This is a genomic window from Azospirillum sp. P4_B5 (assembly GCF_056402275.1).
In genome coordinates this window covers 57532-81489 of sequence record NZ_JBFUHT010000005.1, presented here as the reverse complement: position 1 = coordinate 81489, position 23958 = coordinate 57532, and the positions used below count along the sequence as shown (strand labels likewise).

Below are 23958 nucleotides of genomic sequence, written 5' to 3'. Positions count from 1 at the left end.
AGTGGTTGGGTTGGATCAGCTTCCGCAGCTTTCCGAGGAAGAGTTCGACCAGATCGAGGAAGCGATCGCCCGCACCACAAAGGGGCGAGCCTTCCTGCGCCGCTTCCACCGCCGGGCCCATGGGGCCGCGGCGGAGGAGGTGCGCAGCATGCTGCTGGAGTTCCGCAACTCCTGGCATCAGCAGAACGAAGTGGTGGAAGCGGCCAAGCACGTCGAAGTGCTGCGGCTCGAACTGATGGAGATGGCGGCCTCCATCGAGCAGGCGCGGCGCGAGGTCGCAGCCCTGCGTCCGCCCGACGGCGGCGGCGACAAGATCACGTCGGCCACCAACGAACTGGACGCCATCGTTATCTCGACCGAACGCGCGTCCTTCGAGATCCTGAACGCCGCCGAACGGCTGATGGATCTGTCGGGCAAGCTGAAGGCGGATGGCGCCGACCCCGGCCTGTGCTCCGAGATCGAGGGGGAGGTGACCAACATCTTCACCGCCTGCTCGTTCCAGGACCTGACCGGCCAGCGCACCAGCAAGGTGGTCAACGCGCTCCGCTACATCGAGCAGCGCGTCAACGCGATGATCAACATCTGGGGCGTCGAGAAGCTCGCCGGCCTTCAGATCGCGCAGGAAAACACGGACACCCGGCCCGACTCCCATCTGCTGAACGGTCCCCAGCTCGACGGCCTCGGCGTCAGCCAGGCCGACGTGGACAGCATGTTCGACAGCCCGGCGATGGCGGCACCGCCGCCGCCGGCTCCCGAACCGCCACCCGCTCCCGCTCCGGCCCCCGCCCCGGCGGCCCAGACCGGAGCCAAGGCGAGTCAGGCCGATATCGACAGCCTGTTCGACAGCCCGGCCCCGGCCCCTGTGCCGGCCGCTCCGGCGAAGGCGAGCCAGGCGGACATCGACAGCCTGTTCGACAGTCCGGCTCCGGCCGCGGCTCCGCCGGTTCCCGCCCCGGCTCCGGCTGCGGCCCCCGCCGCCAAGAAGCCGGTGCCGAAGCCCGCCTCGGCGGCCAAGCCCGCCCCCAAGCCGGTTGCCAAGCCGGCGGCCGCCCCGCCGCCCGCGGCGGACGAGCCTCCGGCGCCATTGGATCAGGCGGCGATCGACGCCCTGTTCGGCTGACCTCACGGTCAACAAGACGGTTCGGCGTCGGATTTGTGAAGAGTTGCCGCCGCTCCAATCGGCGGGCGAATTGGGACATGAAGTTTGCTATGACGATCGTCGCCCGCCGGGCCGATGCCGGCCTTGGCGGGCAGTCCTGACCAGACGGGCCGGCGTGCACGGACGCCCCGGACGTCCCTTCGGAAAGAGGCGCAGCCCGCATGAGGAATCTCTCGAAACCCTTCATGGCGGAGCTTCAGAAGGCTCGCCGGACCGGCAATCCTTATCAGGCGGTGGTGGATGACGCCTCCGCCCTGGCGCCGGCGCTGGCGTCGCTGCCGTCCGGCCCGGTCACGGTGGACAACAGCGACGTCATCCGCGCCATCAGCGACCTCGGCGCGAAGCTCGACCGCTTCCTGACCATGGACGCCCAGCAGATCGACCAGATCCAGGTCGAGATCGCCGACATCTCGGGCCGGATCAAGGCGACCAAGGTGGAGATGGCGGCCATCCGCCACCCGCTGGCCGGCGACGACAAGTTCGTGCAGGCATCGCAGGAACTGAACGCCGTCGTCTCGGCGACGGAGGCCGCGACCAACACCATCATGGCCTGCGCCGAGGAGCTGGAGGAGGTCGTTCACGAACTGAAGTCCTCGCTGCCGGAGGGCTACCACGCCGACCGCGTCAACGACATGAACGACGTGATCGTCCGCATCTACGAGGCCTGCAACTTCCAGGACCTGACCGGCCAGCGCATCACCAAGGTCGTCCGCGCCCTGTCCTTCATCGAAGAGCGCGTCGACGCGATGATGAGCCACTGGAACAAGCGCGAGTTCGAGGCGATGCCCCTGCCGCCCACCGTCACCAAGATGGACGAGACGCTGGAGCTGCACGGCCCGGCCGACCATCAGGAGATGGGCAACATCAGCCAGGCCGACATCGACGCCCTGTTCGGCTGACCGGACCACCATTCGGGCCTCCGTTCCGGAGAGCCCGGCCGCCTCACGGCGGCGAGGTTCGAAATTTGTTCGCCGAAGCGGCTTGCCGCCCCCGCGCCCCGGCGTGCTATATAGGGCCAACTTCGAAAGCACCGCGACGACCATGCCCTGCCGTTTTTCCCGTCTGCCGCTTGCGGCCCTCCTCCTGGCTTCCGCCCTGACCGCCTGCTCCTCGACCAAACCCGAGGACCAGTATGTCGAGCGTCCGGCCGAGCAGATCTACCAAGAGGCCGACGCCGCCATGCGGGAGGAGCGGTTCAAGGTGGCCGCCAAGCTCTATGACGAGGTGGAGCGCCAGCACCCCTATTCCGAATGGGCGGGCAAGGCGCAGATCATGGCGGCCTACGCCCATTACCAGGATCTGAAGTACGACGACGCGATCCTGGCGCTCGACCGCTACATCCAGCTTCATCCGGGCAGCCCCGACGTCTCCTACGCCTACTACATGCGGGCGCTGTCCTATTACGAGCAGATCACCGACGTCCGCCGCGACCAGCGCATGACCCGTCTGGCGCTGGACGCGCTGTCGGAAGTCGTGCGCCGCTTCCCGGACAGCCAGTACGCCCGCGACGCCAAGATCAAGATCGACCTGACCAACGACCATCTCGCCGGCAAGGAGATGGAGGTCGGGCGCTTCTATCTGAAGCAGGGTCAGTACACCGCCGCCATCGGCCGGTTCCGCATGGTGATTGAAAACTACCAGACCACCTCCCACGTCCCTGAGGCGCTGCACCGGCTGGTGGAGTGCTATCTGGCGCTGGGAATCACGGACGAGGCGAAGACCGCCGCCGCCGTGCTCGGCCACAACTTCCCCGGCAGCGAATGGTACACGGACAGCTACGCACTGCTGGTGGACGCCAACGTGCGTCCGGAGCGAAACGAGAAGTCTTGGATCAGCAGAGCCTGGAGCTCCCTGTTCTAGGACGATCCATGCTGGCGTCGCTGACGATCCGGGACGTGGTCCTGATCGAACGGCTGGGGCTGGGCTTCCGCAAGGGTCTGTGCGTCCTCACCGGCGAGACCGGTGCGGGCAAGTCGATCCTGCTCGATGCGCTGGGCTTGGCGCTGGGCGCGCGGGCCGATTCGGGCCTCGTCCGCCATGGCGCCGATCAGGCGTCGGTGACGGCGGAGTTCGATCTGTCCGGCGACCACCCGGCGCTCGCCATCCTCAGGGAGCAGGGGCTCGACCCCGAGGAGCGGCTGGTCGTCCGCCGCACCGTCAGCGCCGACGGCCGCAGCCGCGCCTGGGTCAACGACCAGGCGGTCGGCGTCGGCCTGCTGAAGCGGCTGGGCGAGGAGCTGGTCGAGGTTCATGGCCAGTTCGACACCCACGGCCTCCTGAATCCGCAGACCCATCGCGGCGTGCTGGACGCCTACGCCGGACTGTCCGGCCAGGCCGCCCAGGTCGCCGCCGCCCACCGCGCCTGGAGGCAGGTCGAGGACGCGCGCGCCAACGCCGCCGCCGAGATCGCCCGCGCCCGCTCGGAGGAGGAGTATCTCCGCCACGCCGTGGCCGAGCTGGACGCGCTGGCCCCCAAGGCCGGCGAGGAGGAGGAACTGGCCGAGACCCGCGCCGTGCTGATGCACCGGGAAAAGCTGGTCGACGCCCTGAACGCCGCCTATGGGGAGCTGTCGGGCGACCGCGGGGTGGAGCGCGCCCTGTCCTCGGCCATCCGCACGCTGAGCCGGATCGCCGACAAGGCCGCCGGCAAGCTGGATCCGGTCATCGCCGCCCTGGACCGCGCCGCGACCGAGGCGGGGGAGGCCATCGCCGGGCTCCAGGCCGTGTCCTCCGACGTGGACATGGACCCGCAGGCCCTGGAGAAGCTGGAGGAGCGGCTGTTCGCCCTGCGCGCCGCCGCCCGCAAGCACGGGGTGGACGTGGACGCGCTGGCCCCCTTGCGCAAGGACATGGCCGACCGGCTGCTGCTGATCGAGGACCAGGGCGATCTGCTGGCCCGCCTCGCCCGCGAGGCGGAGGTCGCCCGCGACGCCTACCGCAAGGCCGCCGAGTCGCTGAGCCGTGAGCGCCAGCAGGCCGCCGGGCGGCTGGACGCCGCCGTCGCCACGGAACTCGCTCCGCTGAAGCTGGAAAAGGCGAAGTTCCGCACGCTGGTCGAGCCGCTGGCCGACGAATCGGACTGGACGGCGTCGGGCATGGACCGCGTGGCCTTCCAGGTCGCCACCAACCCCGGATCGCCCCCCGGCGCGCTGAACAAGATCGCGTCGGGCGGCGAACTGGCGCGCTTCATGCTGGCGCTGAAGGTGGTTCTGGCCCAGACCTCGACCGTCGGCACGCTGGTGTTCGACGAGGTGGACACCGGCATCGGCGGCGCCGTCGCCGCCGCGGTGGGCCAGCGTCTGGCGACTCTCGGCAACGGGCTCCAGGTGCTGGTCGTCACCCACAGCCCGCAGGTCGCCGCCCGCGGCTCCATCCACCTCAAGGTCCAGAAGTCGGTGAAGGGCGAGCAGGTGACGACCGGCGTGGTCGAACTGGACGGTGACGACCGTCGCGAGGAGATCGCCCGCATGCTGTCCGGCGCCACCGTCACCGCCGAGGCCCGCGCCGCCGCCGACAGCCTGATCGCCGGGCGGGGGTAGCGAAACGCCTCTATCCCCTCTCCCCTCTGGGGAGAGGGTTAGGGTGAGGGGGATGTGCGTGGCGCCACGTTCGGCACAAGCGCAACCCCCTCACCGGCCCTTTGGGCCACCCTCTCCCCGGAGGGGAGAGGGCTATCCTCCGTCCAGGTCACAGCAATCGCCCGCAGGGGTCATACGGCGGCCACAGCAAAACACGCATAGTCCAGCCTTGCGCGTCCGGAAACGGGCGCTGTTCTCCCAAGAACGAACAAGGTTGGCAAGATGTCGAACAGCTCCGCTTCCGCCGGCAACGTCGTCGTGATCGACAGCGGCCTGTCCTCCGCCTGGAACACGGGCCGGCTGGTCTACCAGCATGACTTCTACGGAAACGACAACGACGTCATGGTCGCCAACGCGAACACGCACGGCGCCTTGGTCACCGCAGAGATCCTAGAGAACGCGCCCGACGTCGGCATCATCGCGCTGAAGGTCATGCCCGACGACGGCAGCGGCGCCAGCGAGGCCAACATCGAGAAGGCCCTGCAATGGGTCGTCGCCAACGCCGACGCCTACAACATCACGGCGGTGAACCTGTCGCTGGGCGGCGGCGCGCAGACGAGCGCGGCCACCACCTCCATTTCCGACGAACTGGCGGCGCTCGCCGCCAAGCGCGTTCTGACCGTGGCCGCCGCCGGCAACAGCGGCGACGGCGGGGTGTCGCAGAGCGTGTCCAGCTACTCGGCCGACGTGAACCAGATCTGCGTCTCGGCCTCCACCGGCGACGGCGCCTTCCCGTCCTGGGCGCAGCGCAGCCCGACCCTGACCGACGTCTGCGCCGACGGCACCGACGTGCGGATCACCAATCTCTCGGGTGTCACCTACACGGCCAACGGCTCCTCCTTCGCCGCCCCGGCGGTCACCGCGGCGGCGGCGCAGGCGCAGCAGGCGTGGGTGGAGCAGACCGGCACCCGGCTGACCCAGGGGGAGTTCCTCGATCTCGCCCGCAGCACCGGCAAGGCCATGGGCACCGCCGGCTATTTCGAGCTGGACACCGACGCCCTGCTCGCCAAGATCGCCCAGTCCGCCCCGGTTCCCACGGCGCAGAGCGCCACGACGATCACCGTCAACGCCTCCGGCGCACCGGCGGGCGGGGTGAACGCCCATTTCAAGCTGCTGGTGGACGGCAAGACGGTGGGGCAGGCCACGGTGGATTCGGCGGCCAAGGATTACAGCTTCACCGCCAACCTGACCGCCGACCAGGCGCACAAGGTGCAGGTCCAGTACGACAACGACGGCTTCGTGAACGGCCAGGACCGCAACCTGTTCGTCAACAAGGTCGCCATCAACGGCACCGCCCACAGCCCGACCGCCGCCAACGTCACCTATGACAAGGGCGCACTCGACGGCAAGGACGTGGTGAAGGGCCAGTCGTCGATGTGGTGGGGCGGCACGCTCGTGGTCGACGCTCCGGCGAAGGATTTTCCGGCTCAGGATGCGCCCGCCAACACGACGATCACCGTCAACGCCTCCGGTGCCGCGGCGGGCGGGGTGAACGCCCATTTCAACCTGTTGGTGGACGGCAAGGCCATCGGCGGCGCCACGGTCGGCACCGCGGCCAAGGACTTCACCTTCGCCACCAACCTGACCGCCGATCAGGCCCACAAGGTGCAGGTCCAGTACGACAACGACGCCGTGGTGAACGGGCAGGACCGCTCGCTGTTCGTCAACAAGCTCACCATCAACGGCCATGCCGTCGCTCCCACGGCGTCGAACGTCACCTACGACAAGGGCGCTCTCGACGGGAAGGACGTGGTGAAGGGGCAGGCCGGCCTGTGGTGGAACGGCACGCTGGTGGTCGACGCCGACAAGTCATGGTTTCCCTCCGCCGGGACGGCCGCCGTGGCGTCGGCCCTGTCCGCGAGCCAGTCCGCGGACGGGCAGGACACCGTGTGGCAGCATCTCGTCGCCCAGGGGCTGGAGGCTGCGGCGCCGGTCCATGCGGATGCCGCCTTCGCCATGGCGGACGTCGGCCTGACCGCGGATGCCTATGCCCACGCCGCGCTGATGGACCATCATCCCGACCCGCTGCACCCGTTCGACGCCGCCTGAGGCGGGGCGCCCGTCACGCCGCCTGGTGCAGGGGCATCATGTGTGATACCAAGGGCGCTTGATGCCTATTCCATCAAACGCCCTTGGTTCGACCCGGCAGCACATTGCGCAGCAATGTGCGAGAGGGTCATACGGCCGACCGATCATGGAAGCATCATGCGCCGGCCGTATGACAGGGCGCCTGTCCGGCACGGCGCGCAACTCCTCCGTCGTCCCGATCAACTGAGCGGGGGTGTGGAAGGCGTCATCGACCGACGCCATGACCGACCGCGCGCCATCGGCCAGTCGGCGGACTGGCTGGCCTCTTATTGGAATTGTTTGCGGATTGGCACCGTTGTGTGCGGCAAGCGGGCGCAGGCCCAGGCCGGTGTCAGGCGGCGCGTTTCCAGGGCTGCCAACCGCCCAGGCGCAGTCCGACGGCGATGCCCGTAAAGGGAATCCGCAGTTCCAAATCCCGCGGTTGGAAGAAGGTCAGGCGTTCCGGTGCGCCGGTGGGGCCGTATTCCAGGCGCGCGCCCTTCGGCTCCTCGGCGAACTCGTCGCTCATCACCTGCCAGATCTCCAGGTCGTCGCCGTGGTTGGAGATCTTGTACTGACCGCAGCGCCAGACCGGGGCCTCGCCCACGCCGCCCTCGACCACCTTCTTGTCGCCGTCCATCTTCACGTCGCCCACTCCGGCGGCGCGGCCCGACATCGACGGCCCCTGGCTTTCCGCGCGGAAGCCCAGCCGCAGCCAGGCGGAGCGGGTGCGCGGAATCATGCGGCGCAGCAGGCGCGCGTCCGCCGTCGCGAAATGGTCGGGATCGTCGTACAGAATGCGGTCGAGCGCCGCGGCGATGACGAATCGATCGTCGATGGTCAGGCTGCCGGCGGTCGCACGGCTGGTCGGCTCGGTCATACAGCACATCCGTTCACGGGCGCCGGCTCATCATACACGCAACCCTCGCGCCCCCGCACCTTTCCAGGTCTGCTCAAGGTCTGCGGTTTCAAGGTTGGTGCGATGGGGGCCAAATGCCAGACCGGCTCAGGCCGGACTCCACGGCACGCCCCCGCGGCGCTATGCTGCGCCCCCGGCGGCGCCCGCCGATCCACAGCACCGTCCCCCAGCGTCATCCCCATAAGAAGGCACCGAAGAGACCCGCCATGAACGACCTGTTCGATACCCCCGCCGCGCTCCGCAGCATCCCCGTGGAGGAGCTGACGGTGGAGCAGGCGCAGGCGGAACTGGCCGCGCTGGCCCAGGAGATCGCCCACCACGACCGGCTCTATCACCAGCAGGACAAGCCGGAGATTTCCGACGCCGCCTATGACGCGCTGGTCCGCCGCAACAACGGGGTCGAGGCGCGCTATCCGGAGCTGCGCCGGGCCGATTCGCCCTCGCTGCGCGTCGGCGCCGCCCCGGCGGCAGCTTTCCGCAAGGTGCGCCACGCGCTGCCCATGCTGTCGCTTGGCAACGCCTTCGAGCCGGAGGAGGCGCACGAGTTCGTCGCCCGCGTCCGCCGCTTCCTCGGCTTGTCCGACGACGCCCCGCTGGAGTTTGTCGCCGAGCCGAAGATCGACGGGCTGTCCTGCTCGCTGCGCTACGAGAACGGCCGGCTGGTGCTGGCCGCCACCCGCGGCGACGGCACGGAGGGCGAGGACGTGACCGCCAACGTCCGCACCATCAGGGACGTGCCGCAGACCCTGGAGGCGCCCTATCCCGCCGTTCTGGAGGTGCGCGGCGAGGTCTACATGAACCGCGACGACTTCTTGGGCATGAACCGCGCCTACGCGGAGCGGGGCGAGGACCTGTTCGCCAACCCGCGCAACGCCGCCGCCGGTTCGCTGCGCCAGAAGGATTCGACGATCACCGCGTCGCGCCCGCTCTGCTTCTTCGGCTACGCCCTGGGTGAGCTGTCGGAGCCGATCGCCGACACCCAGTGGGGCATCCGCGAGCGGTTGCGCGGCTGGGGCTTCTCGCTGAACCGCCCGGCCAACCTGTGCGACGGCGCCGAGGCGCTGCTGACCCATTACCGCAAGATCGGCGAGGAGCGCTCGGCGCTGCCCTTCGACATCGACGGGGTGGTCTACAAGGTCAACAGCCTGGAGCTTCAGCAGCGGCTGGGCTTCGTCAGCCGGGCGCCGCGCTGGGCCATCGCCCACAAATTCCCGGCGGAGCAGGCGCAGACCCGGCTGAAGGGAATCACCATCCAGGTCGGCCGCACCGGCGCCCTGACCCCGGTGGCCGAGCTGGAGGACATCACCGTCGGCGGCGTGGTGGTCAGCCGCGCCACCCTGCACAACGAGGATGAGATCGCCCGCAAGGACGTCCGCATCGGCGATCTGGTGACCGTTCAGCGGGCCGGCGACGTGATCCCGCAGATCGTCGGGGTGGTGGAGGGGCAGCGACCCGACGACGCCGTGCCCTACGTCTTCCCCGACCATTGTCCGGTCTGCGGCAGCCTCGCCGTGCGCGAGCCGGACGAGGCGGTGCGCCGCTGCACCGGCGGCCTGATCTGCGCCGCCCAGGCCAAGGAGCGGCTGCGCCATTTCGTGTCGCGCAACGCCTTCGACATCGAAGGGCTGGGCGAGAAGACCATCGAGGAGTTCTGGGAGGACGGGCTGATCCGCTCCCCCGTGGACATCTTCACGCTGGAGCGCCGGGTGACGGCGGGGGAGATCGCCATCCTCGGCCGTCCGGGTTGGAAGGAGAAGTCGGTCGAGAACCTGTTCGCCGCCATCAACCAGCGGCGCGAGCGCATCGACCTGCACCGCTTCATCTTCGCGCTGGGCATCCGCCACATCGGCGAAGTGACCGCCAAGTCGCTGGCCCGCCAGTACGGCTCGATCGACGGCTGGCTGGAGGGGATGGAGCGCGCCGTCGCCAACATGCCGGGCGAGGCGTGGCGCGACCTGCACGCGCTGAACGGTCTCGGCCCGGTGAAGGCCGACGCTCTGCTCGCCTGGTTCGCCGATCCGGAGAACCTGCCGAAGCTGGACTTCTACGCCGGTCAGGAGGCGCTGCGGCTGGACAGCGTGATCAAGCTGCTGGGCATCAAGAAGGTGGACAGCCGCGCCGCCCAGGCGCTGGCCGAACGCTACGGCGCCCTGGAGGACTGGAAGGCGGCGATGCTCGCCGCGGTCGCCGCGCAGCCCGGTCCCGGCTGGGGCGAACTGGTCGCCATCCCCGACGTCGGCGAGGTCGCCGCGGAGGAACTGGCCGGCTTCTTCCAGGAGGAGCGCAACCGCGCCATCATCCACGACCTGCGCGCCGCGGGCGTGCGGGTGGCCGACGCCGAACGCCCGAAGGCGGCCAGCGGCTCCCCCGTCGCCGGCAAGACGGTGGTCTTCACCGGCACGCTGGAGACCATGACCCGCACCGAGGCCAAGACCCGCGCGGAGTCGCTGGGGGCCAAGGTCGCCGGCTCGGTCTCGGCCAAGACCGACTACGTCATCTGCGGTGCGGACGCGGGCAGCAAGGCCACCAAGGCGCGCGACCTGGGCGTGACCATCCTCAGCGAGCAGGAGTGGGCCGAACTGATCGCCGGTTGACGGGGGACGGCAGGGGAGAGGTGGAAGGGGAGGGGCGGCGCGGCCGAGTGCCGCGTTGACGCTCCTCGCCGCCGGTTCCATAAAAGGGGCTAAGCACCATAAGAAAAACGAGACGGGGGATCGCTATGGACTCCATTCAATGGTCGCGCTGGATGAGCGTCGGCATCGAAGAACTCGATGAGGATCATCGCGTTCTTGTCGACATCGTCAACAAGCTGGGTGCGGACGAAAACCGCGCCTCTCCTGACGTTGTCGAAGCGATCCTCGACGAGCTGATCCACTACACCAAGGATCATTTCGCACGCGAAGAAGCGCACATGGCCCAGGCCAACTATCCGACCTTCGCCGCGCACAAGGCCCTGCACGACACGTTGACGCGCAACGTCGAATCCTACCGTGAACGCTTCCACGCCCAGCGCGACACCATCACCGGAAACGAGGTGTTCGAATTCTGCGCCGACTGGCTGGGCAAGCACATCCTGAAGGAAGACACCCGCTTCGGCGCCTACGCCGCGGAGCAGTGAGTGAGTGTCCCTCTCCCCTCCGGGGAGCGGGTATTTCGATACCGCGCCTCAGTCGACATCTCAAGAACACCAAATAAAATATTGATATAATTTAATATTTTATCAATCCCCAGTGCCGCGCGCAAAAATCCTGTCCCTCACTCCCCCGGAAGGGGAGGGGAGTGCGCGCGAAACTCCTCAGGCGCGAATCCGAGAGGGGAGGGGGTGCGCAAAACGAAAATGCCCTCCCCGGAAGGGGAGGGCAGGGGCAAAACCGACGTGTGAGGCGCGTCTCAGGCGACGGCGAGCCGCTCGGCCGTGTGCCAGGCGGCGCCCGGCAGCGCCGTGCTCGGCGGGGTCTCGTAGCACCAGGCGCTGGCGTCGGCGAACAGCGCGTGCAGGAGCTGGTTGTTCAGGGCGTGGCCGGACCGGACACCGTGGAAGTGACCGATGAACATCGCGCCGGCCAGATAGAGGTCGCCGACCGCGTCGAGGATCTTGTGGCGCACGAACTCGTCGTCGAAGCGCAGGCCGCCTTCGTTCATCACCTCGTCGCCGGAGATGACCACCGCGTTGTCCAGCGAACCGCCGCGGGCGAGGCCCATCTTGCGCAGCCCCTCGACCTCGTGCAGGAAGCCGAAGGTGCGGGCGGCGCTGATCTCGTCGCGGAAGGTCTCGGCGTCCAGTTCCACCTCGTGGCTCTGCTGGGCGATGGCCTTGCTCGCGAAGTCGATCTCGAAGCTGAAGCCCGTCGTGTGGTCCGGCGTGAAGGTGGCGCTCTTGTTGCCCTCGGTCACGGTGACCGGCTTCAGGATGCGGATGGCCCGGCGCGGCGCGTTCTGCGACACGGTGCCGACGCGCTCGATGGCCTCCACGAAGGGGGCGGCGCTGCCGTCCATGATCGGCACCTCGATGTTGTCCAGCGCGACCAGGGCGTTGTCCACGCCGCAGCCGGCCAGCGCCGACATCAGATGCTCGATGGTGCCGATGGTGGTGCCGTGGGCGTTGCCGATAACCGTGCACAGCTTGGTGTCGACCACATGGTCCCAGCGTGCCGGGATCACGGCGGCGGGGCCGCTGAGGTCGGTGCGCCGGAAGACGATGCCGGTGTTCGGCTCGGCCGGGGAAATCGTCAGGGTGACCGTCGCGCCCGTATGCAGCCCGACGCCGGAGCAACGCACCGGCTTCGCCAGGGTACGCTGCAGCATGCCTTCGGTCTTGATGCGATTCTGAGCCACGGTGTCTGTCCCGTTTCAATCTTGGTCTTGTGCGGTCGGTCCGCGACTTGCCGCCGGTCTCCTTGGGGAGGGGGGCGGGTCAGCGCTTATGACCACATATGCTAGGTATCATTGGCCCCTGTGGAGGACAAATCACTCTTTGTTACCGTTTGTTGCAGGGCGGTAGGGTGCGGTCGCCGAACGCGAAACGGGCGTCTTCCGGACACGAAAAGACCGCCTCCGGAGCGTTCTTGCGAAGCTCTGGAGGCGGCTGAAGTCTAACAGGTTGTGGATACCCGCCGATGCCGCTTCGAAAGAGGCGGCGGCGACCGGCGGGTTGCTGTTGCCCTCAGATCAATTGGGCCAGCCTCGTTGACGCGTCAGTTGGCCTGACGGCGCAGGAAGGCGGGGATGTCCAGCGCTTCCTCGTCGATCTTCTGAGTGGTGCCGTCGCCCATCGCCTGCGGGCGCGGGGCCTGGGCCATCGGCTGCGGGGCGGTCATCGGCGGCTGCGGCATCATCGGCTGCTGGTGCTGCGGCTGCTGGTGATGCTGCGGCTGCGGTTGCGGGGCCGGCTGCGGGGCCGGTTCGGCCTTGCGGCCGGCCAGACCGGTGACCAGCCCGAACAGGAAGTTCGGCTTGCGCGCCGGCGGCTCCGCCTGGGCGGCGGCGGCGAGCTGGCTCGACATCGGCACGGAGGACTGGCGCGGGCCGGGATCGGCGGCCTTCGGAGCGATGAAGTGACCGTCGCGGCGCTCGCTGTGCAGCGGACCGGTGGCGACGTTGCGGGCCGGGGCGGTTTCCACCGGCTGCATGGCGTCGTGGCCCATCGGCATGTGCGGGTGGGGCGCGTGCTGCGGGGCGTGCTGAACCATCGGCTCAATCGGCTGGACCGGCTGCTGGACCGGAACATGCTGCTGGAACTCCGACGGATGAACCGGCGGCTGAACCTGGGGCTGCGCGATCCCGCCCATCGGGCGCGGGGCCATGCCGGCGCCGGGGATCGCCGGGGCGACCTGACCGGAGGAGGCGAGCGGCGCCGGGGCGGCCTGGGTCAGGCCGGCCGCGCCGGCGGGCTTCTTGGCGCCGCCATTGCCGCCGTTGCGGTCGGAAACCAGCGACAGGTTGACCGGGTGCAGGGTGCGCGGGTTGGACATGGCCGCGGCGTCGATGCCGGTGGCGACCACGGACACGCGCATCACGCCGTCCAGCGAGCTGTCGAAGGTCGAGCCGAAGATGATGTTGGCGTCCGGATCGACCTCGTCGCGGACGCGGTTCGCCGCCTCGTCGACCTCGAACAGGGTCATGTCGTAGCCGCCGGTGATGTTGATGAGGACGCCGCGGGCACCCTTCATCGACACGTCGTCGAGCAGCGGGTTGGAGATGGCGGCCTCGGCTGCCTCGATGGCGCGGCGCTCGCCGCCGGCCTCGCCGGTGCCCATCATCGCCTTGCCCATCTCGGTCATCACCGAGCGGATGTCGGCGAAGTCCAGGTTGATGAGGCCGGGCATCACCATCAGGTCGGTCACGCCGCGAACGCCGGAATGCAGAACGTCGTCGGCCATCTTGAAGGCGTCCGCAAAGGTCGTCTTCTCGTTGGCGATGCGGAACAGGTTCTGGTTCGGGATGATGATCAGCGTGTCGACATACTGCTGCAGTTCGGCGATGCCCGATTCGGCCAGCCGCATGCGGTGCGCGCCCTCGAAATGGAAGGGCTTGGTCACCACGCCGACGGTCAGCAGGCCGCGCTCGCGGGCCGCGCGGGCGATGACCGGGGCAGCGCCCGTGCCGGTGCCGCCGCCCATGCCGGCGGTGATGAACACCATGTTGGCGCCTTCGAGGTGACCGATGATCTCCTCGAGCTGCTCCTCGGCGGAGGCGCGGCCGACGTCCGGCTTGGAGCCGGCGCCCAGGCCGCGGGTCATGGTGGTGCCGAGCTGGACGCGCTTCTCGCAGAGCGAGCCCTTCAGGGCCTGCGCGTCGGTGTTGCCCACGACGAAGTCCACACCTTCGAGGTTGGACTTGATCATGTTGTTCACGGCGTTGCCGCCGGCACCGCCGACACCGAAGACGGTGATGCGGGGCTTCAGCTCGGGTTCGATGCTGGGGATGGTCACGTTGATCATGTTATGGCCTCCACAACCTTTTGATTGGTTCGATGCTTTGCGTCGCAGGTCTTTGCCCGGTTGGGTCCGGGTGGTGTTTTTAGGCAGGAATGCCGTGGTGCGGCGGGAGCCTTTTTCGGGCCGGGAACCATTTCCGGTGGGTCATAGGTTCTCCCGCAGCCACAGGCCGACGCGCCCGAAGAACCCCGTGCCGGCGCCAGCCTCATGGCCCGCCACGGGAAGTTCCGCCGGATTGCGCACGGCGTGGAGAAGGAGGCCCGCGGCGGTCGAATAGGACGGACCGCCTTGCGCCTCGTTCAGACCGGTGATCCGCGTCGGTCGCCCGATGCGGACCTGTTTGTCCAGGATCAGCTGCGCCAGCTCGCGCATGCCCGGCAGTTGGCTGGCGCCGCCCGTCAGGACGACGCGCCGGCCGACCAGCTTCGCGTAGCCGGAATGCTCCAGCCGCGAGCGGACATGCTCGAAGATCTCCTCCAGCCGGGGCTGGATGATGCGCACCAGATAGGATTTCGGCAGGTTGTTGGCGCCGAGGCGCTCCTCCTCGCCGACCTGGGGGACGTCGATCATCTCGCGCTCGTCGGCGGGGCTGGTGATGGCGCTGCCGTGCAACGTCTTCATGCGCTCCGCATGGACGACCGGTGTGGTCAGCCCGCGCGCGATGTCGTTGGTGACGTGGTTGCCGCCCAGCCGGATGCAGTCCGACCAGACCAGCGTGCCTTCGGAGAAGACCGAGATGGTCGTGGTGCCGCCGCCCATGTCGATGCAGGCCGAGCCCATCTCCATCTCGTCGTCGACCAGACAGGCGAGGCCGGACGCGTAGGGGCTGGCGACCAGACCCTCGATGTCGAGATGGCAGCGCGCCACGCAGGTCTGCAGGTTGCGCACCGCCCCGGCGGGCGAGGTGATGACGTGGGCCTGGACGCCCAGCCGCTCGCCGTACATGCCCTTGGGGTCGCGGATGCCGCGGCTGCCATCCAGCGCGAAGCCGACGGGGATCGCGTGGACCAGCGCCTGGTCGGGACCGACCTGCAGGCTGCGGGCGTGGGCCAGCGCGCGGCGGACGTCGCCGTCCGTCACCTCCTGGCCGGAGACGGCAACTTCGGCGTTGAAGCCGTGGGAGATCGGGGAGGACACGTTGACGATCACGTCGCGGATCGTCTCGTTGGCCATCTGCTCCGCCGCATGGACGGCGGCTCCGATGGAGGTCTCCGCCGCTTCCATGTCGATGATGGCGCCGGCGCGCACGCCCGTGGCGATCTGATGGCCGATCCCCAGGATGCGCACGGCCCCCGCATCCTCGACGCGGGCGATGAGGCAGCACACCTTGGTCGAGCCGACGTCCAGCGCGGCGATGATCCCGCCGCGGGTGGCTCGTTTTGGCTTTTTCGCCCCGTTGAAGCCCATGTTCAGCACAACCCTATGGCCTCGATGCGTCCGGTCGTTCGTGATTCAGGAAGAGGGGTGGCGGAGGATCACGTCTTCTTGCCGGGCTTCTTCTTGTTGTCCTCCTCCGTCCAGGGCAGGACGGCGGTGGCGGAGGTCTGAAGCACGGCGCGGTCGTTCTGGCGCAGGTCGATGGCCACGATGTCGCGGTCGAGGACCTGTCCCGTCGCGTCCATCTCCGCCAACTGGCGCAGCGCGGACGGCATGCGGGCTTCCGGCAGTTTCACCACGACACCGTTCTTCAGCTTGAGGTCCCAGCGGCGGTCGCCGACCCAGGAGGCGGCGCTCACCTTGTCGCGCAGAGCCGGCACGTTGTCGAGGGCCGCGAGCAGCTTCGGCACCTGCATCGGCGCGTTGGCGCCGACGACCTGCGGCAGCGTCTCGATCCGGCGGTTGCCGCGCCGCGCCAGCTCGGTCGCGTCGGCCAGCGGGCGGCCTTCGCGGTCGATGACGGTGAACTTGCGGTCGTGCTGCCAGATCGCCATCGGCTGCCGCTCCGTCAGGCGGACGAACAGGATGCCGGGCAGGTGCCGCTCGATGGAGGCCGAAGCGACCCAGGGCAGGCTTTCCAGCTTCTCCTTGGCGTCGGACAGCGTGACGGCGAGGATCGGGTCGCCGCGCTGCACGCCGAGCACGCGCAGGATGGAGGCCGGGTCGGTCTCGGTCCGGCCCTCGACCAGCACGTCGGCGATGGCGAAACCGGCGGACGCGCTGGTCTGGATCAGGCTTTCCTGCAACGCCGCGGTGGTCTCGGCGAAGGTGCCGCGCTGCCACGCCGACGCGGCCATGCCGGCGACGACCAGGACCGGCGTCAGCAGGATGGCCGCCTTGACCGCGGGGCGCGTCCAGCGCGGCCAGGCGCGGCGGCGGTTGCCTTTCTGGGCCGACTTCGCCATGGCGCGCGGCGGCACGGGCCTGTCGTCGCGGCCCCGGTTCGCAGAGCCCCCGAAACCGGCGCGGAACTGCGGATCGATGCTCAGTCGAGTTGACATGCGGCGTTCTCCACCATCCAAGCGACGAGAGCCCCGTAGGAGAGCCCCACGGCAGCGGCCTGTTCGGGAACCAGCGACAGCGGCGTCATGCCCGGCTGGTTGTTGATTTCCAGGAAAAAGAGTCCGTCGGTCCCACTTTTACGATCATCCCAGCGGAAGTCGCTGCGCGAAACGCCGCGGCATCCCAGGGTCCGGTGGGCCAGGACCGCCAACCTCTTGGCTTCTTCCGCGACGTGTTCGGGAATCTGCGCGGGCACAGTATGAACGGCATGACCGGCGCTGTATTTAGCCGTGTAGTCATACACCTGCGCCTCGAACCGGATTTCCGTCACTTCGAGGGCGCGGCACTCGCCGTCCAGCCCGCCCATGACGCCGACGGTCAGCTCGCGGCCCGGGATGAACTCCTCGACCAGGGCGCGCTCGCCGAAGGTCCAGGCGTCGCCGACCGGGCTGTTCTGCCCCTCGCGCACCAGCGTGACCCCGACGGTCGAGCCTTCGTCCACCGGCTTGACGATGTAGGGGGCGGGCATCGGGTGGGCGCCGCCGGTCAGCTCGCCCTTGGTCAGGACGAGGCCCCTGGGCGAGCGCACGCCGACCGGGGCGAGCAGCGCCTTGGTCATCGCCTTGTCCATGGCGACCGCAGCGGCGCGCACGCCGGAATGGGTGTAGGGAATGCCGAGGAATTCCAGCACGCCCTGGATCGTCCCGTCCTCGCCGCCGCGCCCGTGCAGGGCGTTGAACACCGCGTCGGGGCGCGGGTCGGTCAGCGCGCGCAGCAGCCCCTCCAGGTCGCGCTGCACGTCCACCGCGGTGACGCGGTAGCCTTCCTCCTCCAGCGCCTTGGCGACGCCGGCGCCGCTGACCAGCGACACCTCGCGCTCCGCCGACCAGCCGCCCATCAGGACGGCGACATGCTTCTTGTGGGGGGTGGTCATGCGGACGCTCCGTCATTCCCTCTCCCCCCCGGGGAGAGGGTTAGGGTGAGGGGGTTTCGCATGTGCCGGACGTGAGGGAGCCGCGAGGCCGCCCCCTCACCCCGACCCTCTCCCCGGGGGGGAGAGGGGGAAAGATTGCGGTGGATGGTCATGGCACGCCGACCCGCTTGATTTCCCACTCCAGCGTGACGCCGGAGGCCTCGAACACGCGGCGCCGGACCTCTTCGCCCAGCGCCTCCAGCTCCGCCGCGGTGGCGGCGCCCTGGTTGATGAGGAAGTTGCAGTGCTTCTCCGACACCTGCGCGCCGCCGACGGTCAGCCCGCGGCAACCGGCCCGGTCGATCAGCTCCCACGCCTTGTGGCCGGGCGGGTTCTTGAAGGTGGAGCCGCCGGTGCGGGAGCGGACCGGCTGGGTGTCGGCGCGCTTGTCGGAAATCTCCGCCATGCGCTGGGCGATCGCCGCCGGGTCGCCGGCCGCGCCGCGCAGGGTGGCGCCGGTGAAGATCACGTCCTCCGGCACTCCGGCGTGGCGGTAGGTGAAGCCCATGCTGGCGTTGTCGTAGGACACGCGCTCGCCGCGGCGGGTCACGCCCTGGGCGGAGACCAGCACGTCCTTGATCTCGTGGCCGTAGGCGCCGCCGTTCATGCGCAGCGCGCCGCCGATGGTGCCGGGGATGCCCGACAGGAACTCCAGCCCGGCGACGCCGGCGTCGCGCGCCACGGCGGCGACGTTCAGGTCGAGTGCCGCGGCCCCGGCCTCCAGTGTCAGCCCGTCCGCCGCGATGCCGGCGAAGCCGCGGCCCAGCCGGATCACCACGCCGGGAATGCCGCCGTCGCGGATCAGCAGGTTGGAGGCGACGCCCAGCACCGTCACCGGCACGTCGTCCGGCAGTCCGGCCAGGAAGCCCGCCAGATCCTCGGCATCCTCCGGCCGGAACATGACCTCCGCCGGACCGCCGACGCGGAACCACGTCACGTTGGCCAGCGGTGCCGCGGCGGTCAGCCGTCCGCGGCAGGCGGGCATCCGGTCGATGAGGGAGGCGGTGGTGGCTGTCATCGGAGAACCCGTCACGCCTTGCCCGACAGCTTGTCCAGCTCGCCCGGCAGGGCGTTGGCCCACTGGGTGATGTTGCCGGCGCCCAGGCAGACCACGAGGTCGCCGGACCGCGCGATCTCGCGGACCAGCTGCGGCAGCTCGTCCGGGCCGTGCAGGGCGAGCACCTGACGGTGGCCGTGCATGCGCAGGCCCTCGACGAGGCTGTCGCGGTTGACGTTCTCGATCGGCTGCTCCCCGGCGGCGTAGACGTCGGCCACGATCACCGCGTCGGCGTCGTTGAAGCAGGTGCAGAACTCCTCGAACAGGTTGGCGAGGCGCGAATAGCGGTGCGGCTGGACGACGGCGATGGTGCGGCCGGTGCCGGCGGTGCGCGCGGCCTTGAGGACGGCGGCGATCTCCACCGGGTGGTGGCCGTAATCGTCGATGACGGTGATGCCGTTCGACTCGCCCGTCTTGGTGAAGCGGCGCTTGACGCCCTGGAACTTCGCCATGCTGTCGCGCATCACCACGTCGGGCAGGCCCATCTCGTTGCCCACGGCGAAGCAGGCCAGCGAGTTCTGGACGTTGTGCGGCCCGTACATGGGCAGGCGGACGCCGATGATCGTCCGGCTCTCCCCGGTGTGGCGGTCGTCGATCACCACGTCGTACTCGGCGCCCTCGGGCCCCAGCCGCATGTTCACGGCGCGCACGTCGGCCTGCGGGCTGAAGCCGTAGGTGATGATGCGGCGGTCCGACACGCGCGGGATCATCGCCTGCACCTCCGGATGGTCGATGCAGAGCGCCGCGAAGCCGTAGAAGGGGATGTTCTGGACGAAGCTGTCGAAGGCGGCCCGCATGTTGTCGAAGGTGCCGTAATAGTCCAGATGCTCCGGGTCCATGTTGGTGACCACGGCGATGCAAGCCGGCAGCTTGATGAAGGTGCCGTCGCTCTCGTCCGCCTCGACGACCATCCAGTCGCCGGAGCCGAGCCGCGTGTTGGTGCCGTAGGCGTTGATGATGCCGCCGTTGATGACCGTGGGATCGAGGTTGGCGTGCTCCAGCATGTTGCCGACCATCGAGGTCGTCGTGGTCTTGCCGTGGGTGCCGCCGATGGCGATGGCCCATTTCAGGCGCATCAGCTCGCCCAGCATCTCGGCGCGGCGGACGACCGGGACCAGGGCGGCGCGGGCGGCGACGACCTCCGGGTTGTCGCGCTTGACGGCGGAGGAGACAACGACGACCGCGGCCCCGGCGATGTTCTCCGCCCGGTGGCCGATGCTGATCTGGATGCCCAGCCCGCGCAGGCGCTTCACGTTGGCGCTCTCCGCCAGGTCGGAGCCCTGGACGGTGTAGCCGAGGTTGCGCAGCACTTCGGCGATGCCGCTCATGCCGATGCCGCCGATGCCGACGAAATGGATGGTGCCGATCGAGAGGGGGAGGGCGCGCATGTCTGGATTACTTTCCGCGGCGGAGCATCAGGCTGAGGGTGGCGTCCACGGCCATGTCGGACAGGCCGTAGGGAAGGGGCTGGGCGCCAGTGGCGACGTGCAGCCGGTCGCGCAGGAAGCCGGCGCCGGCGCGCGGCAGCAGCGGGCAGTCGGGCCGGTTGCCCCAGGCGCCTTCGGTCCGCGTCATGGCCGCCGGCCAGTCGCCCAGAGGCCGGGACAAGGGGGGCCGGGACGAGCGGGGGCGTGCGATGGTGCTGCGCGTTGCCTTGTTCATTCCGCGGCTTCCTTGCTTCGGGCGTGGTTCGGGTTGGCGATCATGTCGAGCACGGCGTCGGCCAGCCGGCGCGCGGCGTCGGCCATGCCCCAGCCGTGGGCGGCCCGGGCCGCTGCGGTCAGCGCGTCGGGCGTCTCCAGCAGCGCCGTCAGGCGGTCGGCGAGCGCGTCGGCGGTGAAGTCCGGCTGCGGCATCAGCCAGGCGGCCCCGGCGGCGGCGAGCTGTCGCGCGTTGGCCGTCTGGTGGTCGTCCATGGCATGGGGATATGGCACAAGAATGGCCGGGCGCCCGATGCAGGTCAGCTCCGCGATGGTCGAGGCGCCGGCCCGCGTGACAGCGAGGTGGCAGGCGGCCAGCCGCTCCGGCACGTCGCGGAAGAAGCTCTCCAGTTCCAGCCCGCCGAGCCCCATGCCGGCGTAGGCGGCGCGGGCGGCCTCCAAGTCCTCGGGCCGGCACTGCTGCGCCAGATGGATGCGGGCGCGCAGGTCGGCGGGCAACCGGCCCAGCGCCTCCGGGATGACTTCGGAGAAGACGCGGGCGCCCTGGCTGCCGCCCATCACCAGGATGCGCACGGGGCCGCCGGGGGCGGGAACGGCGTAGGCGGCGTCGCGCCGGGCGGCGATGGCCGGGCGGACCGGGTTGCCGGTGCGGACGAGGCGCGGCCGGTGCTCCGCCTTCACCGAGGCGACCTCGGGGAAGGCGACGGCGATGCGGCGCGCGGCGGCGGCGAGCATCCGGTTGGCGCGGCCCAGCACGGCGTTCTGCTCGTGCAGCATCACCGGCACGCGGCCTTGCGCGGCGGCGTAGACCGTGGGGACGGAGGGGTAGCCGCCGAAGCCGACGACCGCCGCCGGCTTCAGGTGGCGCATCAGCGCGTTGGCGCCGAGCAGGCCGAGGCCCATCTGCCACGCCGCGTTCATCTTGGCCAGCAGGTTGCCGCCGGGGGCGGCGGAGCGGATGCGGTGGACCGTTACCTCCGGCAGGCTGTCGCCGAAGGCTTGGCCGCGCTTGTCGGTGACCAGCGCCACCGCCTCGCCGCGGGCCAGCAGCTCCCGCGCCAGCGCTTCCGCCGGGAAGAAGTGGCCGCCGGTGCCGCCGGCGGCGAGAACAATGGGACGTTGGGTGTCGGCCATGCGCGTCACTCCGCCGGGCCGAAGCGTTTGCGGGTCAGCGCCAGCACCATCCCCATGCCGAAGCCCAGCGCCAGCAGCGAGGAGCCGCCGTAGGAGATGAAGGGCAGCGTCATGCCCTTGGTCGGCATCAGATGCAGGGCGGAGCCCATGTTGATCGCCGCCTGCAGGCCGAACTGGATCAGCAGGCCGCTCGCCGCCAGCAGCACGAAATAGTTGGTGTCGTTGAACACCCGCGCGAAGCCGCGCAGCACGATGAAGGCGAACAGGATGATGATGATCAGGCAGAAGATCAGCCCCATCTCCTCGCCGGCGACGGCGAAGATGAAGTCGGCGTGGCTGTCCGGCAGCGAATATTTCACCGTTCCCTGGCCGGGGCCGGTGCCCATCAGCCCGCCGTTGGCGAAGGCCTCCAGCGAGCGGCTGACCTGATAGGTGTCGCCGCTGGACGGGTCGAGGAAGCGGTTGATGCGGCTGTGGACGTGCGGCAGCGTGAAATAGGCGCCGACGAGGCCGGCGACGCCCAGCACGCCGAGGCCGCCGACCAGCATGATGTTCAGCCCGGCCAGGAAGAACTGCGAGAACCACACCGCCGACACCACCACCGTCATGCCCAGGTCGGGCTGGAGCAGCAGGCCGCCGACGGTGAGGCCGTAGAGCAGGATCGACAGGATCGTGCCGGGAAAGCCGGGGTTGGTGCGCGACAGCGAGAACAGCCACGCCCCGACCACCGCGAAGGCCGGCTTCACGAACTCCGACGGCTGGATCGACAGGCCCGGAATGTGAATCCAGCGCCGCGCGCCCTTGATCTCGACGCCGACGACGAGCGTCGCGTAGACCAGAGCCACCGAAATCAGGAAGACCGCCAGCGCCGCCCGCCGCACGCCGCGCGGGCTGAGCAGCGAGACGCCGCACATGATGGCGACGCTGGGGATCAGCATCATCAGGTGGCGTTCGACGAAGTAGAAGGTGTCCTGGATGCCGATGCGCTCCGCCACCGGCGGGCTGGCCGCGGTGATCAGGACCGTGCCGAGCGCCATCAGCACCGCCAGCGCGGCGAGCTGCCAGCGGTCCACCGTCCACCACCAGCGGCCGAAGATGGATTGGTCGGTGCGGTCGAAGGTCATCATCAGGCGCGGTCCCCCGGAACGGCGTTGCCTTCGAGGCGGTTCACGGCGTCGGCGAAGGCCTCGCCGCGCTTCTCGAAATTCGCGAACTGGTCCCAGGAGGCGCAGGCCGGCGACAGCAGCACGCAGGCGCCGGGCAGCGCCTCGGCCAGCGCCAGCTCCGCCGCGGCGTTGACCGCCACGTCCAGCGTGCCGCAGCGGGTGTGCGGAACCTTGTTGGCCTCCAGCCACGCGGCGAAGCGGTCCGACGCCTCGCCGATCAGGAAGGCGTGGCGGACGCGCGGCGCGTAGGCCTCCAGCCCGTCCAGCCCGGTCTCCTTCGCCTGACCGCCGAGGATCCAATAGATCGGGTCGAAGGTCGCCAGCGCCTTTTCCGTCGCGTCGGCGTTGGTCGCCTTGCTGTCGTTGACGAAGCGCACGCCGTCGATGGTCCGCACCAGCTGCTGGCGGTGGGCGAGGCCGGGGAAGGTGGTCATGGCGGCGACGATGGCCGGGGTCGGCACGCCCGCCGCCTTGCAAGCGGCGTAGGCCGCGGCGGCGTTCTGCCAGTTGTGCGTGCCGAGCAGCGCCGGGAAGGCGGCCAACTCGGCCACGCGCTCCGCGGCGCCAAAGGTGTCGTCGACCAGCCAGCCGTCCGCGGCGTAGACGCCGCCGGGCACCGGACCCAGGGCGGAGACCGGCCAGATCACCTGGTCGCCCTTGGCCTTCAGCTCCTCCCAGATGGCCCGGCAGGTCGGGTCGTCCACGCCGATCACCGCGGTGCGCGGCTTGGTCTGGCGGTGGAAGACGAGTTTCTTGGCGGCGACGTAGCCGTCCATGCCGCCGTGCCGTGCCAGATGGTCCGGCGTGATGTTCAGCAGCACCGCCACGTCGAAGGTGATCGAGTAGGTCAGCTCGAGCTGGTAGCTCGACATCTCCAAAACGTAGCTGCCGCCGGCCCCCACGGAGGGGAAGGTCAGCGCCGGGGTGCCCAGGTTGCCGCCGACCGCGATGCGCCGCCCGGCGGCCTCCATCACATGGCCGATCAGGGTCGTCGTCGTGGACTTCCCGTTGGTGCCGGTGATGCCGATGTAGGCCGAATCGCGCTCCGACCGGGCCAGCAGCTCGATGTCGCAGACCAGCTCGATGTTCGCGGCGCGGGCGCGCAGGGCGACCGGGTGGGGCTTCGGGTGGGTGTGCGGGATGCCCGGCGACCAGACGATGGTGGTCAGCTCGGTCAGGTCCGCCGTGGTCAGGTCGACGACCTTGTAGCCTTTTTCGAGCGCGGCGGCGCGGCTGGACTCGTTGTCGTCCCACACCCAGACGTCGGCGCCGCTTTGGGTCAGCGCCTCCGCCGTGGCGAGGCCCGACTTTCCCAGCCCCATGACCGCCACCGGCAGTCCTTCCATGTAGAACAGGTTGATCATCGGG

At 69.5% G+C, this 23958-nt stretch carries 19 protein-coding genes; 7 read left to right on the top strand and 12 right to left on the bottom strand.

What is annotated here, in order from left to right:
- Position 1 precedes the first annotated feature (1 nt).
- From AC1DVI_RS05265 to AC1DVI_RS05245, 5 genes are all read left to right on the top strand, one after another.
- The gene (locus AC1DVI_RS05265; protein ID WP_476957032.1) at positions 2-1120 is read left to right on the top strand and encodes a protein phosphatase CheZ; all 1119 of its coding nucleotides are present in this window, start codon (positions 2-4) and stop codon (positions 1118-1120) included.
- A gap of 200 nt (positions 1121-1320) precedes the next feature.
- On the top strand, positions 1321-2058 hold the full coding sequence (locus AC1DVI_RS05260; RefSeq protein ID WP_014241238.1) for a protein phosphatase CheZ: 738 nt from the start codon (positions 1321-1323) through the stop codon (positions 2056-2058).
- 142 nt (positions 2059-2200) lie between these two features.
- Entirely contained in the window at positions 2201-3019 is an 819-nt protein-coding gene (locus AC1DVI_RS05255) for an outer membrane protein assembly factor BamD (RefSeq protein WP_145622605.1), read from the top strand.
- 8 nt (positions 3020-3027) lie between these two features.
- Entirely contained in the window at positions 3028-4698 is a 1671-nt protein-coding gene (gene recN / locus AC1DVI_RS05250; RefSeq protein ID WP_476957031.1) for a DNA repair protein RecN, read from the top strand.
- 261 nt (positions 4699-4959) lie between these two features.
- Positions 4960-6786, top strand: a complete 1827-nt coding sequence (locus AC1DVI_RS05245) for a carbohydrate-binding domain-containing protein (protein ID WP_476957030.1) — start codon at positions 4960-4962, stop codon at positions 6784-6786.
- A 370-nt stretch (positions 6787-7156) separates the two neighbouring features.
- Here the strand turns inward: AC1DVI_RS05245 and AC1DVI_RS05240 are convergent, their stop codons facing one another.
- A complete protein-coding gene (locus AC1DVI_RS05240) occupies positions 7157-7684 on the bottom strand; it encodes a hypothetical protein (RefSeq protein WP_149163049.1) in 528 nt (175 codons plus the stop codon).
- A 245-nt stretch (positions 7685-7929) separates the two neighbouring features.
- Between AC1DVI_RS05240 and ligA the strand changes: the two genes are divergently transcribed.
- Both ligA and AC1DVI_RS05230 read left to right on the top strand, forming a co-directional pair.
- A complete protein-coding gene (gene ligA / locus AC1DVI_RS05235; RefSeq protein WP_476957029.1) occupies positions 7930-10317 on the top strand; it encodes an NAD-dependent DNA ligase LigA in 2388 nt (795 codons plus the stop codon).
- 125 nt (positions 10318-10442) lie between these two features.
- Positions 10443-10841, top strand: a complete 399-nt coding sequence (locus tag AC1DVI_RS05230) for a bacteriohemerythrin (RefSeq protein WP_476957028.1) — start codon at positions 10443-10445, stop codon at positions 10839-10841.
- 272 nt (positions 10842-11113) lie between these two features.
- Here AC1DVI_RS05230 and lpxC read toward each other — a convergent pair whose 3' ends face one another.
- The 11 genes from lpxC to murD all read right to left on the bottom strand — a co-directional run bounded on the left by lpxC (position 11114) and on the right by murD (position 23954).
- Entirely contained in the window at positions 11114-12058 is a 945-nt protein-coding gene (gene lpxC / locus AC1DVI_RS05225; protein ID WP_476957027.1) for a UDP-3-O-acyl-N-acetylglucosamine deacetylase, read from the bottom strand.
- Positions 12059-12417: 359 nt separating this feature from the next.
- On the bottom strand, positions 12418-14163 hold the full coding sequence (gene ftsZ / locus AC1DVI_RS05220; RefSeq protein ID WP_476957026.1) for a cell division protein FtsZ: 1746 nt from the start codon (positions 14161-14163) through the stop codon (positions 12418-12420).
- A gap of 141 nt (positions 14164-14304) precedes the next feature.
- The gene (gene ftsA, locus AC1DVI_RS05215) at positions 14305-15567 is read right to left on the bottom strand and encodes a cell division protein FtsA (RefSeq protein WP_170295699.1); all 1263 of its coding nucleotides are present in this window, start codon (positions 15565-15567) and stop codon (positions 14305-14307) included.
- A 68-nt stretch (positions 15568-15635) separates the two neighbouring features.
- The gene (locus AC1DVI_RS05210; protein WP_476957025.1) at positions 15636-16598 is read right to left on the bottom strand and encodes a cell division protein FtsQ/DivIB; all 963 of its coding nucleotides are present in this window, start codon (positions 16596-16598) and stop codon (positions 15636-15638) included.
- On the bottom strand, positions 16583-17533 hold the full coding sequence (locus AC1DVI_RS05205) for a D-alanine--D-alanine ligase (RefSeq protein WP_476957024.1): 951 nt from the start codon (positions 17531-17533) through the stop codon (positions 16583-16585). Before AC1DVI_RS05205 ends, AC1DVI_RS05210 begins: the two co-directional genes overlap by 16 nt.
- A gap of 148 nt (positions 17534-17681) precedes the next feature.
- Positions 17682-18590 (bottom strand): UDP-N-acetylmuramate dehydrogenase, encoded by a 909-nt coding sequence (murB, locus tag AC1DVI_RS05200; protein ID WP_476957023.1) that lies wholly within the window; start codon positions 18588-18590, stop codon positions 17682-17684.
- Between the two features lie 11 nt (positions 18591-18601).
- Positions 18602-20017: a UDP-N-acetylmuramate--L-alanine ligase gene (murC, locus tag AC1DVI_RS05195; RefSeq protein ID WP_476957022.1), complete on the bottom strand. Its 1416-nt coding sequence runs from the start codon at positions 20015-20017 to the stop codon at positions 18602-18604.
- A gap of 7 nt (positions 20018-20024) precedes the next feature.
- Positions 20025-20291 (bottom strand): hypothetical protein, encoded by a 267-nt coding sequence (locus AC1DVI_RS05190; protein WP_476957021.1) that lies wholly within the window; start codon positions 20289-20291, stop codon positions 20025-20027.
- The gene (murG, locus tag AC1DVI_RS05185; protein WP_476957020.1) at positions 20288-21424 is read right to left on the bottom strand and encodes an undecaprenyldiphospho-muramoylpentapeptide beta-N-acetylglucosaminyltransferase; all 1137 of its coding nucleotides are present in this window, start codon (positions 21422-21424) and stop codon (positions 20288-20290) included. The genes AC1DVI_RS05190 and murG overlap by 4 nt, the downstream gene beginning before the upstream one ends.
- Before the next feature lie 5 nt (positions 21425-21429).
- Entirely contained in the window at positions 21430-22551 is a 1122-nt protein-coding gene (gene ftsW / locus AC1DVI_RS05180; protein ID WP_173400344.1) for a putative lipid II flippase FtsW, read from the bottom strand.
- Positions 22551-23954: a UDP-N-acetylmuramoyl-L-alanine--D-glutamate ligase gene (gene murD / locus AC1DVI_RS05175; RefSeq protein ID WP_476957019.1), complete on the bottom strand. Its 1404-nt coding sequence runs from the start codon at positions 23952-23954 to the stop codon at positions 22551-22553. The genes ftsW and murD overlap by 1 nt, the downstream gene beginning before the upstream one ends.
- Positions 23955-23958 lie beyond the last annotated feature (4 nt).